General features: G+C 70.9%; 14 protein-coding genes. 6 read left to right on the top strand and 8 right to left on the bottom strand.

What is annotated here, in order from left to right; translation table 11 throughout:
• Positions 1-10: 10 nt before the first annotated feature.
• Entirely contained in the window at positions 11-661 is a 651-nt protein-coding gene (locus ACTWNK_RS37895) for an O-methyltransferase (protein ID WP_474309733.1), read from the bottom strand.
• Between the two features lie 162 nt (positions 662-823).
• On the opposite strand from ACTWNK_RS37895, the gene sigE reads away from it, so the two are divergent.
• The 4 genes from sigE (at position 824) to ACTWNK_RS37875 (ending at position 4,554) form a co-directional block, all read left to right on the top strand.
• Positions 824-1,453 (top strand): RNA polymerase sigma factor SigE, encoded by a 630-nt coding sequence (gene sigE / locus ACTWNK_RS37890; protein WP_474309732.1) that lies wholly within the window; start codon positions 824-826, stop codon positions 1,451-1,453.
• 1 nt (position 1,454) lies between these two features.
• Positions 1,455-1,958 (top strand): anti-sigma factor family protein, encoded by a 504-nt coding sequence (locus ACTWNK_RS37885; protein ID WP_474309731.1) that lies wholly within the window; start codon positions 1,455-1,457, stop codon positions 1,956-1,958.
• 194 nt (positions 1,959-2,152) lie between these two features.
• On the top strand, positions 2,153-3,982 hold the full coding sequence (locus tag ACTWNK_RS37880) for a S1C family serine protease (RefSeq protein ID WP_474309730.1): 1,830 nt from the start codon (positions 2,153-2,155) through the stop codon (positions 3,980-3,982).
• A gap of 206 nt (positions 3,983-4,188) precedes the next feature.
• Entirely contained in the window at positions 4,189-4,554 is a 366-nt protein-coding gene (locus tag ACTWNK_RS37875; protein ID WP_474309729.1) for a sec-independent translocase, read from the top strand.
• 150 nt (positions 4,555-4,704) lie between these two features.
• Here ACTWNK_RS37875 and ACTWNK_RS37870 read toward each other — a convergent pair whose 3' ends face one another.
• On the bottom strand, positions 4,705-5,844 hold the full coding sequence (locus ACTWNK_RS37870) for an Mrp/NBP35 family ATP-binding protein (protein ID WP_474309728.1): 1,140 nt from the start codon (positions 5,842-5,844) through the stop codon (positions 4,705-4,707).
• Positions 5,845-6,000: 156 nt separating this feature from the next.
• On the opposite strand from ACTWNK_RS37870, the gene ACTWNK_RS37865 reads away from it, so the two are divergent.
• Positions 6,001-6,492, top strand: a complete 492-nt coding sequence (locus tag ACTWNK_RS37865) for a MarR family winged helix-turn-helix transcriptional regulator (RefSeq protein WP_474309727.1) — start codon at positions 6,001-6,003, stop codon at positions 6,490-6,492.
• On the opposite strand, the gene ACTWNK_RS37860 is transcribed toward ACTWNK_RS37865, so the two are convergent.
• Together ACTWNK_RS37860 and ACTWNK_RS37855 are read right to left on the bottom strand one after the other, a co-directional pair.
• Entirely contained in the window at positions 6,449-6,919 is a 471-nt protein-coding gene (locus ACTWNK_RS37860) for a DUF1003 domain-containing protein (RefSeq protein ID WP_474309726.1), read from the bottom strand. The two genes, ACTWNK_RS37865 and ACTWNK_RS37860, sit on opposite strands and share 44 nt — an antisense overlap.
• A complete protein-coding gene (locus ACTWNK_RS37855) occupies positions 6,909-8,135 on the bottom strand; it encodes a magnesium transporter MgtE N-terminal domain-containing protein (protein WP_474309725.1) in 1,227 nt (408 codons plus the stop codon). Before ACTWNK_RS37855 ends, ACTWNK_RS37860 begins: the two co-directional genes overlap by 11 nt.
• A gap of 148 nt (positions 8,136-8,283) precedes the next feature.
• On the opposite strand from ACTWNK_RS37855, the gene ACTWNK_RS37850 reads away from it, so the two are divergent.
• The gene (locus ACTWNK_RS37850) at positions 8,284-9,228 is read left to right on the top strand and encodes an EamA family transporter (RefSeq protein ID WP_474309723.1); all 945 of its coding nucleotides are present in this window, start codon (positions 8,284-8,286) and stop codon (positions 9,226-9,228) included.
• Between the two features lie 48 nt (positions 9,229-9,276).
• Here ACTWNK_RS37850 and ACTWNK_RS37845 read toward each other — a convergent pair whose 3' ends face one another.
• The 4 genes from ACTWNK_RS37845 to ACTWNK_RS37830 form a co-directional block, all read right to left on the bottom strand.
• Positions 9,277-10,896: a serine/threonine protein kinase gene (locus tag ACTWNK_RS37845; protein ID WP_474309722.1), complete on the bottom strand. Its 1,620-nt coding sequence runs from the start codon at positions 10,894-10,896 to the stop codon at positions 9,277-9,279.
• 28 nt (positions 10,897-10,924) lie between these two features.
• Complete coding sequence (locus ACTWNK_RS37840; RefSeq protein ID WP_474309721.1) at positions 10,925-11,287, bottom strand: hypothetical protein; 363 nt, start codon at positions 11,285-11,287, stop codon at positions 10,925-10,927.
• A gap of 1 nt (position 11,288) precedes the next feature.
• Positions 11,289-12,326, bottom strand: a complete 1,038-nt coding sequence (locus tag ACTWNK_RS37835) for a hypothetical protein (RefSeq protein WP_474309720.1) — start codon at positions 12,324-12,326, stop codon at positions 11,289-11,291.
• 98 nt (positions 12,327-12,424) lie between these two features.
• Positions 12,425-13,003, bottom strand: coding sequence for a biotin transporter BioY (locus ACTWNK_RS37830; RefSeq protein WP_474309719.1), 579 nt, complete (start codon positions 13,001-13,003; stop codon positions 12,425-12,427).
• Positions 13,004-13,099: the final 96 nt, after the last annotated feature.

The following is a 13,099-nucleotide window of genomic DNA, read 5'->3' as shown; positions in this document are numbered from 1 at the left end:
GGCCCCGTGTCTAGTCGGCCAGTTTGATCGCCGCGAGCAGGCCGTCGCCCAGAGGCATCATCAGCGGCCTGAGCCTCTCGTCGGATCGCACGAGCTTGCCCAGCTCCCGCACGGCCACCGTGTCGGGGTCGCGCTGGGCCGGGTCGGCGACCCTGCCGTGCCACAGGGCGTTGTCGAAGGCCACGATGCCGCCCACGCGCAGCAGACGCACGGCTTCGGCGAGGTAGTCGGCGTACTCCTGCTTGGCCCCGTCGGCGAACACCAGGTCGTAGCCGCCGTCCGACAGCCTGGGCAGCACGTCGAGCGCCCTGCCGATGATCAGGCGGATCCTGCCGCCCGAATAGCCGGACTCGGCGAACGTCTGGCGTGCCATGCGCTGATGCTCGGGCTCGACGTCCACACTGGTCAGCGTGCCGTCGGGGCGCATGCCGCGCAGCAGCCACAGCCCGGACACCCCGCAGCCGGTCCCGATCTCCACGACAGCTCTGGCATTGATGGCGGTAGCGAGGAAACACAATGCGGCGCCGCCCCCGGGGAGGATGGGAGGCGCACCCATCTCCACACCGCGCTGACGAGCGGCATAGAGAATTTCGTCTTCCTGATGAAACTGCTCCGCATAGGCCAGAGTGGCCTCCACCGGACTTGTCGGCGTCGCGGTCATCGGCCTCTCCTCCCCACTTCCGTGCAATTGGTCACTGATCGCAGCCTAGGGGAGACACGCCGGGACGGGAACTCATGTCACGCCGAGCGCGTTGCACGGTTTAAACGGCCTTTGCCGGTCTCCTAGGCAGGCAGTGCGCACGGAGGGACGAAACCAGGCACTATGACGGTAGCGATGGTCAAAGAGAGAGGAGGGCTGGTGGACCCGAGCGACCACCAGACCGATGCTCCCGTGTCTGACTGGACGCCTCCCAGCTGGGAGGAAGTGGTGCGCACTCACTCCGCGCGCGTCTACCGGCTGGCCTACAGGCTGACGGGCAACGTTCATGACGCCGAGGACCTCACCCAAGAGGTCTTCGTCAGGGTCTTCAGGTCACTGTCGAGCTACCAGCCGGGCACCTTCGAGGGCTGGCTCCACCGCATCACCACGAACCTGTTCCTCGACATGGCGCGCCGTAAGCAGCGCATCAGGTTCGAGGGGCTGGCCGACGACGCCGCCGAGCGCCTCAAGGGCCGCGAGCCCTCACCGGCGCAGGCGTGGGACGACTCCCACCTCGAACCCGACATCCAGGCGGCGCTCGACGCGCTCGCCCCGGAGTTCAGGGCGGCCGTGGTGCTGTGCGACATCGAGGGTCTGTCCTATGAAGAGATCGCGGCCACACTCGGCGTGAAGCTGGGCACGGTCCGAAGCCGGATCCACCGTGGCCGGGCTCAGTTGCGAGAGGCGCTCGACCACCGGGCTCCCCGTAGCGCTGAACACCCCCCGACCGTGACCCGTCGGGAGGAATTCTGATATGTCCCACCTTGGAGAGCGCGTTTCCGCGCTGGTCGACGGCGAGCTGCGCCACCACGAGCGCGAGCGCGCCCTGGCCCACCTCACCTTCTGCGCCGAGTGCCGTGCCGAAGTGGAGTCCATGCGGGCGCTGAAGGCCCGTCTGCGCTCGCTCGACGGCCCTTCGATGCCGGCCGACCTCACCATGTCGCTGCTGCGCATGTCCGAGCCCGGCGGCCCGCTGCCGCCGCGCGAGCGGCCGTTCCCGACGTTCGGCGGCGTGCCGCTGCCGGGACCGCACAGCATCTCGCCGCTCGACAACAGGCCGCGCCGCGCCTCCGGCACCACCCGGCCGGGCACCCAGGCCAAGCGCCGCCGCTCCACCTACGTGGCCGTCGGCGTCGCCTCGGCCGCCGTCGCGCTCGGCACCCTGTTCGCGGTCGGCACGTTCAACCCCGACCCGTCGCCGCCCGTGCCGGCGTTCAAGCACCAGAGCACTCCGGCCACGCCCGGAGCACACCCCTGACCTTCTGACAATCAGGAGAACACCGGGGGAGTGGCTTAGCCGCCGACACCGCGGGCATACGATCTGGGTTCGGGATGTTGTGTGAGCGAGCGAGGCACCTGTCCGTTCCTCGCTCCTCTGACCGCGGATTTACAACACTCGTATGTCGCCCGCGCCAGGATGGCGGTGTCCGAGCAAGGAGTGGTGAGCCATAGATGACCGACGAGACGCGTTCGTCGGACGCCCCCGAGTCTCCGCGACGCCCTGACTTTCTGCCTGCGGGCGAGGAGACGGGCGCGGCCAGGGACCCGTGGGAGGGCAGGCAGGCCGAACAACTGGTCTGGAGCTCCTCGCAGGCCTCTGGTGGCCATTCGGGCGCCTCGCAGGGCGCTCCAGGAGGGCCGCACGACGGCTCCACCTGGCAGATCGGCCCAGCGGGCGACTCCACGTGGACCGACGCCCAGCCCGACCCGTGGAGCCGCGACGGCGCCGAGCCGTCCTTCGCGCCGCCACCGCCCGGCCCCGCCCCTTCGGCCTACTCCGCTCCTGAGGCGCCGGCCGGGGACCGGTGGGCCGCCGGGTACCAGGGGAGCGGCCCCTCGCGTGGCGACGGCCCTGGCTATGGCGGCTATGCCGGACAGACCCCGGAACCGAGCTACCCCGGCACGTACGGCTCCGGCGCCCAGAGCGCGGGCGGATACCCGGGGCAGTCATCCGCGCCGGGCTCCGGCGCGCAGGCGGGCGGCTCGGGTGCGTGGGGCGACCCTTCGGGGCGCGCCAGGTCAGGCGGCGACACCGGGATCTTCACCACGTCGGCCGCACCGCCGCCCCCGCCCTCCCAGGCCTTCGGCATGGGACACGGCTGGGCCCCGCCGCCCCCGCCCGGTTACCCGGGCACCACCACCCCCGCCGAGCCCGTACGGCGAGGCCCCGCGACCGGTGTGCTCGTCGCGCTCGCGGTCGTCATCGCGCTCGTCGCCTCCGGACTCGGCAGTGTGGGCACCTACCTGCTCACCCGTTCGGGCAGCGGCACCGACCCCGCCTTCAGCCTCGGCCCCGCGCCGACCGGCGACATCAGCCGTGCGCCGGAGTCGGTCGCGGGCGTCGCCTCGCGTGTCCTGCCGAGTGTCGTCTCGCTGGAGGTCGAGGGCGGTGGCGACGCGGGCACCGGATCGGGCTTCCTGATCAAGGGCGGCTATGTCGTCACCAACAACCACGTCGTGGCGGCGGCGGCCCAGCGGGGCAACATCACGATCCTGTTCAACAACCGCAAGTCGACCAGCGGGCAGATCGTCGGCCGCGACCCGGGCTCCGACCTGGCCGTCGTCAAGCCGGACGAGACGTTCGGCACGCCGGAGATCAGTCTCGGCAACTCCGACGAGGTCGTCGTGGGCGACCCGGTCATCGCGATCGGCTCGCCGCTCGGCCTGACGGGCACCGTCACGACCGGCATCGTCAGCTCGCTCAACCGGCCGGTCGTCGCGGGCGAGGAGAACGACCCCGACCCCGCCTACATCAGCGCGATCCAGACCGACGCCGCGATCAACCCCGGCAACTCGGGCGGCCCCCTGGTCAACGTCAGGGGCGAGGTGGTCGGCGTGAACTCCGCCATCGCCACGCTCAGCCGTTCGCTCGGCAGCCAGAGCGGCAGCATCGGCCTCGGGTTCGCCATCCCGGTCAACCAGGCCAGGCGTGTCGCCGAGGAGATCGTCACCACCGGCACGGCCAAGCGCTCGCGCATCGGTGTCGTCCTCGACCAGGGCTACCAGGGCCAGGGCGTGCGCATCGCCTCCGAGGCCCAGCAGGGCCGCCAGCCGGTCGAGCCCGAAGGCCCCGCCGGAAAGGCCGGCCTCAAGCCCGGCGACGTGATCCTGGAGATGGACGGCCTGCGGCTGCAGGACGGCAACGAGCTCATCGCCCTGATCCGGGCGAAGGCTCCGGGCTCCAAGGTGACGCTGAAGTTCCAGCGGGGCGGCCAGGAGAAGTCCGCCACCGTCACCGTGGCCGCCGAGACCGACGCCACGCCCGCTCCCTCGCCCTCCTGACCTGGCGTGCGCCCGGCGGGGAGATACTTGACCCCGCCGGGAGGCACTATCGCGGTGCCTGAGCCCTTAGTCTGGAATCGACAGAGTCTGAATCGGACTTGCCGGTCCATCTTTGGACAGCGTTGGACAACACCCCGGCGCTGTCGCACGGCATGGGTGGACGGTGTTGGGTGGAGGACACTGGTGGACTGCTCTAGGAGATCTCGGTGATCGGACTCGGCTGGCTCGAGATCGGGGCGCTGGTGGTCATCGCGCTGCTCGTGTTCGGGCCGGAGAAGCTGCCTCAGGCCGCGGCCCAGGCGGGCAAGACCCTGCGCAACCTGCGCCGCATGGCCAACAACGCCAGGGACGACCTGCAGGCAGGGCTCGGTCCCGAGTTCTCCAACTTCGACCCCGCCGACCTCAATCCGAAGAACTTCGTCCGCAAGCATCTCCTCGACGACGTCGAGCAGGAGTGGAAGCGCCAGCCGGACTCGGCTCCCGCGCTGACCCCGGCGGGTGGCTTCGCGGCGGCTGCGGCGTTCGAGCTGGGCCCGGGCGAGCTTCCGCCCTACGACTCCGAGGCGACCTGATCCCCTCTTCTTCGGCTTCTTCGGCGCGCGGCGTCGAAGGGGCGATGTTCGGGGCCCGGCCGTAGTCCTGCTTGAGGAGCGTGAAGGACGGGGCCGGCCACGTGGGGTGAGGAGGCTGGGCCGTGGCCGGCCGTACTGGAAGGTGTGGGGTCAGCGGGCGCTGGGGGACAGGCCCAGCTGGAGGCCCTTGATGCTGGAGGACTTCTTCGACAGCGTCGCCGCGATACGGCGTAGCTCGGCGGCGGCGGGGGAGTCGGGGTCGGTCAGGACCAGGGGCTTGCCCTCGTCGCCGCCCTCGCGCAGGCGCAGGTCGATGGGGACCTGGCCGAGCAGGGGCACGCGGGCGCCGAGGATGCGGGTGAGGGCGTCGGCGACCGTCTGGCCACCGCCCTCGCCGAAGACGTTGATGCGGTCGTCGCAGTGCGGGCAGGGCAGCCAGGCCATGTTCTCGATGACGCCGGCGATCTGCTGGTGGGTCTGGGCGGCGATGGAACCGGCCCGCTCGGCGACCTCGGCGGCGGCCATCTGGGGCGTGGTGACCACGAGGATCTCGGCCCCGGGCAGTCGCTGGGCGACCGAGATGGCGATGTCGCCGGTGCCGGGCGGCAGGTCGAGCAGGAGGACGTCGAGGTCGCCCCAGTACACGTCGGCGAGGAACTGGTGCAGCGCCCTGTCCAGCATGGGGCCGCGCCAGACGACGGGCGTGTTGCCCTCCGGCTTGAACATGCCGACCGAGATGACCTTGATGTCGTGCGCCACCGGCGGCATGATCATGTCTTCGACCTTGGTCGGCCGTTCGGCGGCGCCGAGCATGCGCGGGATGCTGTGGCCGTAGATGTCGGCGTCGACGATGCCGACCTTGAGGCCGTTGGCGGCCATGGCGGCGGCGAGGTTGACGGTCACGGAGGACTTGCCGACACCGCCCTTGCCCGATGCGACGGCGAAGACGCGGGTCAGCGAGCCCGGCTGGTTGAACGGGATCTCCTTCTCGGGCCCCTTGTTGCCGCGCAGCTTGGTCTGCAGTGCCTTGCGCTGCTCGGCGCTCATGACGTCCATCTCGATCGAGACGTCGCTGACGCCGTCGAGCCTGCCGACCGCGGCCTTGACGTCGCGGGTGATGGTGTCCTTCATCGGACAGCCCGAGACCGTCAGGAAGATCCCGACGCGGACCGCGCCCTCCGGCGAGATGTCGATGCTCTTGACCATCTCGAGCTCGGTGATGGGCCGGCGAATCTCAGGGTCGTTCACGGTCGCGAGAGCGGCCGTCACCTGGTCCTGGGTAGGTGCCATGAAGTCTCGGCAGGACCGTCACCGTCAGGCGACGGGGGGATGCCGTCCCTCCTTAGTTATATCGAGACAGGCGTCGTTTCCATGGTATGAACCGCTGCCGCTGCTCAGGCCCCCAACGCCTGTTTAGGTGTGCGTGCAACGTTCTAAGATTACTCCGTGACTCTTCTGAGCGGCGAGCACCTCACCTCCGAGGAGCTGACCGTCTGGCGGATGCTGCAGCGGGCCCAGGTGCGCGTCACCCGCCACCTTGAGGCCGAGCTGCTGCTCACCCATGATCTGGCGCTCGGTTCCTACGACGTGCTGAGCCGTCTGGCCGAGGCTCCGGGCCGCCGGTTGCGCATGAACGACCTGGCCGATCGCGTTCTGCTGTCGCGCAGCGGCCTGACCAGACTCGTCGACAGGCTGCAGCGCGGCGGCCTGGTGGCACGTGAGGCGTGTGCGAGCGACGCGCGCGGGCTCTACGCCGTGCTGACCGACGCGGGCGCCGAGCGGCTGGCCGAGGCGACCCCGACCTACCGGCGCGGCGTGCGCACCCACTTCCTGGACCAGCTCGACGCCGGGGAGATCCAGCTGGCCACCGCGATGCTGGCCAAGCTGGAGTCCGCTACTGCGGGCGGCGATCCTCCAGTTCCTCCAGCAGGCTTCTGAGCTCCGAGCGCAGGTAGTCGCGCGTGGCGACCTCGCCGAGCCCGATCCGCAGTCCGGCGATCTCCCTGGTGAGGTACTCGATCTCGGCCTGGTAGAGCTCGGCGGTGTGCCTGTCCTGCTCGTACTGCACGCGGTCCCTGTCGTCCTGCCGGTTCTGCGCCAGCAGGATGAGCGGCGCGGCGTAGGAGGCCTGCAGCGACAGCATCAGCGTGAGAAAGATGAACGGGTACGGATCGAACCGCACCCCGGCGGGCGCCAGGATGTTCCAGAGCACCCAGACGACCACGAACGCCGACATGTACACCAGGAACCGTGCGGTGCCGAGGAATCTGGCGATCCGCTCCGACACCCGCCCGAACGCCTCGGGATCGTAGTGCGGCAGCGACCTGCGCAGCTCGCGTGGCTGGTCCAGCCGGTCAAGCACCATCGCCGGCGCCTCCCGTGTGGTCGTCGTCCTCGCGCCAGTCCTCGGGCAGCAGGTGGTCGAGGACGTCGTCGACGGTCACCGCGCCGACCATCCGGTCGAGTTCGTCCACGACCGGCGCGGCGACGAGGTTGTAGGTGGCCAGATAGGACGTCACCTCGGGCAGTGTGCGTTCGGGCCTGATCGGGTCGAGCGAGCGGTCGAGCACGGCTCCGACGAGCGTCGAGGGCGGGTCGCGCAGCAGCCGCTGGAAGTGCGCGACGCCCAGGTAGGTCCCGGTGGGTGTCTCGGTCGGCGGCCTGGTCACGAAGACCTGCGCGGCGACCGCCGGTGACAGGTCGCGCTGGCGGATGTGGGCCAGCGCCTCCGCGACCGTGGCCGAAGGCGGCAGGATCACGGGCTCGGTCGTCATGAGGCCGCCGGCGGTGTCTTCGGGATAGGTCAGCAGCCGCCGTACGGGCTCGGCCTCCTCCGGTTCCATCAGGGCGAGCAGGGCGGCCGACTGCTCGGGCGGCAGGTCCTGGAGCAGGTCGGCGGCGTCGTCCGGGCCCATCTCCTCCAGCACGTCGGCCGCGCGCTCGGGGGCGAGCCTTCCGAGGATGCCGATCTGGTCGCGCAGCGGCAGCTCCTCCAGCACGTCGGCGAGCCGGTCGTCGCCGAGCGCCGCCGCGACCTCGACCTGGCGTTTGCCGGGCAGCGCGTGGATGGCGCTGGCCAGGTCGGCGGCGCGCATGGTGTCGAAGGCGGCGATGAGCCCGGCCGCGCCCTGGTCCTGCTGCAGGACGTCGAAGCCGGTGGCCTCGGCCCAGTCGACGGTTCTCGCGCCTCGCCGCCTGCCCTTGTACACGGCGACCTTGGTGATCGCCCACTCGGCGGGCTTGGTCTCCTCCATGGCCAGGTCGTACACGGTCATGCGCTGGCCTTCGACCTGGACGGAGAGGTCGAGCATCTGGCCGATGACCAGCGTCTCGGAGGCGCGCTGCTCGAACCTGCGCATGTTCAGTCTGCCGGTGAAGACCACCGATCCGGCGTCGATCCCGCGTACCCGGGTGATCGGCAGGAACACCCGGCGCCTGGGCTGCACCTCGACGACGAGGCCGTGCACGCGGGGCGGCAGGCCGCCGCGCAGGGTGGCGACGAGGTCGCGCACCCGGCCGATCTGGTCGCCCGCAGGATCGAAGACCGGAAGACCGGCGAGCCTGGCGACGAAGATCCTCACATCGGCAGCGTAAGCAGCAGGAAGGGAGGTTCCGGGCAGGTCGCCTTCGCTTCCGGTTAAAGGTTGCCCCCGGACGGTCTTGTCTGACGATGAGGCCACATGTCAGGATCAAAACATCTAACGGTCATTACCAAGGTGTGGGTGTCTCATGCGGTATTCCGGGCTGGCGCTGGCCTTCGTCTCTTCCTGGTGTTTCGCCTTCTCCGGCCCGATGGCCAAGTTCCTCGGCGCGGCCGGGCTGGCCCCGCTGGAGGCCGTGTGGACGCGTATGGCCGGTTCGGGGCTGCTGCTCGGCCTCGTCCTGCTGGTGCTGCGGCCCCGGGCGCTCCGCGTGCCGCGTAACAAGATCGGCTTCGTGGTGGCCTACGCGGTCATGGCCGTCGCGGGCGTCCAGGCGCTGTACTTCGTGGCGCTGACCAGGCTGCCCGTGGGCATCGCGCTGCTGCTGGAGTTCACCGCGCCGGTGATGGTCGTCGTCTGGGTGCGTTTCGTACGGAGGATCCGCCTGCCGCGCTCGGCCTTCGTCGGGGCCGTGGTCGCCGTCGTGGGCCTGGGCATCGTGGTGGAGGCGTGGCAGGGCATGCGCATCGACGTCATCGGCCTGCTGCTCGGCCTGGCGGCGGGCGCGTGCTGCGCCGGGTACTTCCTGATGAGCGACAGCATCGGCGACGACCTCGACCCGCTCGGCCTCATCGCCTGGGGCATGCTGGGCGCCGCCGCCGTGCTGGCGCCGCTCTCGCAGCCCTGGCAGCTGCCCTGGGAGGCGTTCGGCAGGTCGGTCACGCTCGGCGGGCACACGCTGCCGGTGGTGGGCGCCTACCTCTGGATGATCCTGGTCGCGACCGTCATCGCCTACATCCTCGGCGTCAACGCCGTGCGCAGGCTGACCGCGGCCGTCGGCGCGACCGTGGCCTCGCTGGAGGTCATCGCGGGCGCGGTGGTGGCGTGGGTGTTGCTGGGGGAGACGCTGGGGGTGTTCCAGATCGTGGGCGGCGTGATCGTCATCGTCGGGGCGCTGCTGGCCCAGATGGCGACCGCCAGCCTGCCGCAGCCGCAACAGGTGGCGCTGGAGGCGGTCCCGGCGGTGCGCTAGGACTCGTGCTCGTCTGGACCGCGCTCGGTCACCGGGTTTCGGGTGGCGTCAGGAACGCCCCTCGCGTAGTTCGGTCGGGTCGGCGTCGGGGCTCGGGGTCTCCTCCTCGCCGTCGGGTGTCGACGGTGTGGGGTCGGCGGACGGCTCCTCCTCCTGGGGCGGCTCGCCCGTGCCCGGGTCCTCGGTCGGCGTGGTGTCCTGGGAGGGCGTGGGGCTCGGGGCCTCGGCCGGTCCCGTGGACACGTAGAGCACGACGACCGAGCCCTTCACCACCGTGCCCGAGTCCGGCGTCATCCTGATGACGCTTCCGGAGGGCACACTGTCGTGCGGCTCCTCGGAGACCTTCTCGCGCAGCCCGACGGCCCGCAGCCTGTCGATGGCCACATCCAGCGACTCGCCGCTCAGGCTCGGCACCTTGACCTTGACCTTCTTCGGCGGGTCCGGCTCCGGGTCGGGCTCGTTCTCCCTCTGGTCGCCGTTGGCCTGGAAGATCTGGCCCGTGTTCTGGGCGGGGTTCTCGACGGAGGAGGAGCCGAGGTTGGACAGGATGATGGCGGTGGTGCCCATGACGAAGATCGCGGCCACCGACATGGCCGCCAGCAGCAGGAGCGGGCGTCGCTTGCGCCGCCGCTTCGGCTTCGGGGCGGGCGCGGGCGGCGCGGGCGACTCGGGGGCGGCGGGCAGGGAGGGCGAGGTGAAAGGGACCTGGCCGGCGTGGACGTCCAACAGCGTGCCGCCGGGCTCGGACGGCACCACGGGCTGCGGGCCGGTGACGTCGTCGGCCCCGTCCGTGCTCTGCGACTGCGGCTGTGGCTGCGGTGCTCCCTCCTGCGCCTCGATCACCGGTAAGGCGGGCACGGGAGCGTGTCCCACGAGGCTCAGCAGGACCTCGGAGGCCGTGGGCCGGTCGGCGGGCTCCTTGGCCAGGCAGGCGGCCACCAGGGAGCCCAGGGGCTCGCCCAGCGCGGGCAGGTCCGGATCCTTGGTGAGAATCCTGTTGAAGATGGCCGGAACACTGTCGCCGCCGAACGCGGGCCTGCCGGTCGCGGCGAACACCATCGTGACCGCCCAGGAGAACATGTCGGATGCGGGCCCCACGGGCTCACCGGCGATGTGCTCGGGCGACATGTACGACGGAGTGCCGATGAGGCCGCTCACACTGGCCGTGGTGGCGTCGAGCGCCTTGGCGATGCCGAAGTCGATGACACGCGGCCCGTCGAGGGCGAGCAGCACGTTGCTCGGCTTGAAGTCGCGGTGCACGACCTCGGCCCTGTGGATGGCGGCGAGCGCGGCCATGGTGCCGACGGCCAGCCGTTCCAGCGCGCCCGCCTGGCGCGGGCCGCTCTGCTTGACCAGTTCGTCCAGCGACACGCCCTCGACGTACTCGCTGACGATGTACGGCCTGCCGGCCTCGGTCGAGGCGTCGAGCACCCTGGCCGTGGAGAACTCGGCGACCTTGCGTGCGGCGGCGACCTCGCGCAGGAACCGGTCGCGTGCGGCGGCGTCGGCCTCCAGCCTGGCGTGCAGCATCTTGACGGCCACGTGCTGGCCGGAGGGGTCGTGTGCCAGGTAGACCACGCCCTGGCCGCCTTCGCCGAGCCGTCCGAGCAGGCGGTAGGGACCTACACGATCGGCTTCACGGGGCAGTAGCGGCTGGAGGTTCTGCACGGAAACGACCATAAGCCATGATCGACACTTACTGCTGTGGAACGGGTATGAGGCGGACCACGACCGAACGATCGGCCCAGCGTGCGACGATGCCGCTCTGGTCGACGGCGTTGAGCCGCTCCTTGGCCAGGGCCGCCACCGCCTCCGGCGAGGCCGCCTGGTCGACGATCTCCACCTTCGCCGGGAACGTCGTGAGCAGTCCGCCGTTGTCCTTGCTGCGCAGCGTCACCTCGACCGAGTCGCGCCCGGCCAGACCGGGAAGCTCCTGCTCGCCGCCGCCCGTCACCACGTAGAGCGCGCCCTCGTGCCAGGCGTGCCAGGCGAGGCGGGGCCGGTCGAGCGTGAGCCATGCCACGCCCGACTTCTTGGCGCCCTCTTCGATGACCGTCACATCACGACTGTAGCCCGCCGGGCGGCTCGCAGGTCGAGATGAACGGCCTGGTGTTCGAGACGCCGGACAACGGCGCGGCGAACTCGACCCTGACGTACCCGTCGTCATCGGCGGGCACCGTCCAGACCAGCGAGAAGTCCTGCCTGCCCGTGGTGCCGACCGTCGCCGTGTGCGTCTGCTCGCGCTGCCACTGCAGTCCGGTCAGACTGCTGCGCCTGGACACGTGATAGGTGACCTGCAACGGCGTCACCGCACTGTCCAGGCGTCCGGTCAGCCGGTAGGCGGCCTGGCCCTTGGCGCAGTACTGGGCGATGCTCAGGCGTTGCGGGAGGTCCAGCGTGGCCGTGGGCGCGGCGCAGGTCGTGCTCCATGCGGTCAGCAGCCCGGCCACCCGCTCGGGCGTCAGCACGACCAGGCCGATGCGCCCTGCTCCCGTGCCGCGCCGTACCAGCGGGGTTTCGACCGTGCGCGAGCCCGGGGCGTCGAAGGCGAGCGAGGCGGTGCTCGTCACGGGGGCGCCGAAGACGTCGACCCACTGGTAGGTCAGGGTCTGGGCGACGGGCGAGGCGACGACGGCGCGCACGGTGCTGGTGACGTCGGGGCCGCAGACGCCGACATGGGAGGCGGCGGGCTCGATGGTCGTCGAGGTCACCTTGGGCTCGGTGCACGTGACCTTGTACGCGTGGTGGCGGTGGCGCTTGTCCGGCGTGTTCAGCTGCAGGGTCAGCCAGCGGTCGCCGCTCACGCCGTCACGCCAGTTCCACTCGACGGCCAGCACGCCGGGCTCGGTGAAGGTGAGCGTCCGGTACGGCGTGGCGGCGCCGCCGTCGGTGAACCAGCGGTACTCCACCGCGCCCGCCACGTCCGAGGTGACCGTCGCGGTCGCCCCGAACGTCGGCGGCGAGGTGCACGAGCCCGTGTGCGCGGCGGGCGAGACGGTGAGCGTGCTCACCCTCGGCCCGTCGGCGGCCATGGCCTGCTGCCCGGGGACCAGCCCGGCCAGCAGGAGGAGGACCAGTGCGGTCAGCGCTCTGCGCATGTGCGGCGTCCCTTCGTCGAAGGAGTCGGAGAGCCACACCGTGCACGCGGGCGCTGGGAGCCGGGTTGGGTGTCACTGCAACCCGAGCTCCGGCCGGGTCAGCGCTTGACGAACCGCCAGGCGAGCGGCAGCAGCCCGGCCGCGACCGCGATCTTGATGCCGTCGCCGACGAGGAACTTGCCCGCGCCTTCGTACAGGGCGGTGCCGAGGTCCAGGCCGGTCACCGCGATGAGCACGGGCAGCCCGAACGCGTAGATGACCAGATTGCCGAACACCATGGTGGCCACGGCCAGGCCCACCGAGCGGTCGCCGCCGCGCTCGGCCAGCCTGCCGACGATGGCGGCGGCGGCGATGAAACCGATCAGATAGCCGAAGGAGGCGCCGCCGAACCCCGACGCGCCGCCGGCGAACCACGGCACACCGGCAAGCCCGGCGAGCATGTACACGGCCATGCTGAGCGCCGCCCGGTTCATCCCGAGCGCGGCGCCGACCAGCAGGACGGCGAACGTCTGCCCGGTGACGGGCACCGGCCAGGCCGGGAAGGTGAGCTGGGCCGCCAGACCGGTCAGCGCCGCGCCGCCGACGACGAGCGCGGCGTCGCGGACCCTGCTGCCCGGCAGCAGGTCGGACAGGACGGCGGGATGCTTGAGCGGCTTGGCCGAGGGGACGGATGCCATGTTCACTCCCTTAATGTGGGTTTGCCTCCTCATTGTTGGCCTATGACACCGGATGACTCCTACGAGGGGTCCGCCAAGAAGCACCGGCCGCGTTTG

It is taken from the genome of Nonomuraea sp. IBHARD001 (genome assembly GCF_056106265.1).
This window is presented reverse-complemented; position numbering and strand designations above follow the sequence as displayed.

What these genes read in the sequence shown, in the direction of transcription:
- ACTWNK_RS37895 (WP_474309733.1), bottom strand. Translation starts at nt 661, where the DNA reads ATGACCGCGACGCCGACAAGTCCGGTGGAGGCCACTCTGGCCTATGCG.
- sigE (WP_474309732.1), top strand. Translation starts at nt 824, where the DNA reads ATGACGGTAGCGATGGTCAAAGAGAGAGGAGGGCTGGTGGACCCGAGC.
- ACTWNK_RS37885 (WP_474309731.1), top strand. Translation starts at nt 1,455, where the DNA reads ATGTCCCACCTTGGAGAGCGCGTTTCCGCGCTGGTCGACGGCGAGCTG.
- ACTWNK_RS37880 (WP_474309730.1), top strand. Translation starts at nt 2,153, where the DNA reads ATGACCGACGAGACGCGTTCGTCGGACGCCCCCGAGTCTCCGCGACGC.
- ACTWNK_RS37870 (WP_474309728.1), bottom strand. Translation starts at nt 5,844, where the DNA reads ATGGCACCTACCCAGGACCAGGTGACGGCCGCTCTCGCGACCGTGAAC.
- ACTWNK_RS37860 (WP_474309726.1), bottom strand. Translation starts at nt 6,919, where the DNA reads ATGGTGCTTGACCGGCTGGACCAGCCACGCGAGCTGCGCAGGTCGCTG.
- ACTWNK_RS37850 (WP_474309723.1), top strand. Translation starts at nt 8,284, where the DNA reads ATGCGGTATTCCGGGCTGGCGCTGGCCTTCGTCTCTTCCTGGTGTTTC.
- ACTWNK_RS37835 (WP_474309720.1), bottom strand. Translation starts at nt 12,326, where the DNA reads ATGCGCAGAGCGCTGACCGCACTGGTCCTCCTCCTGCTGGCCGGGCTG.
- ACTWNK_RS37830 (WP_474309719.1), bottom strand. Translation starts at nt 13,003, where the DNA reads ATGGCATCCGTCCCCTCGGCCAAGCCGCTCAAGCATCCCGCCGTCCTG.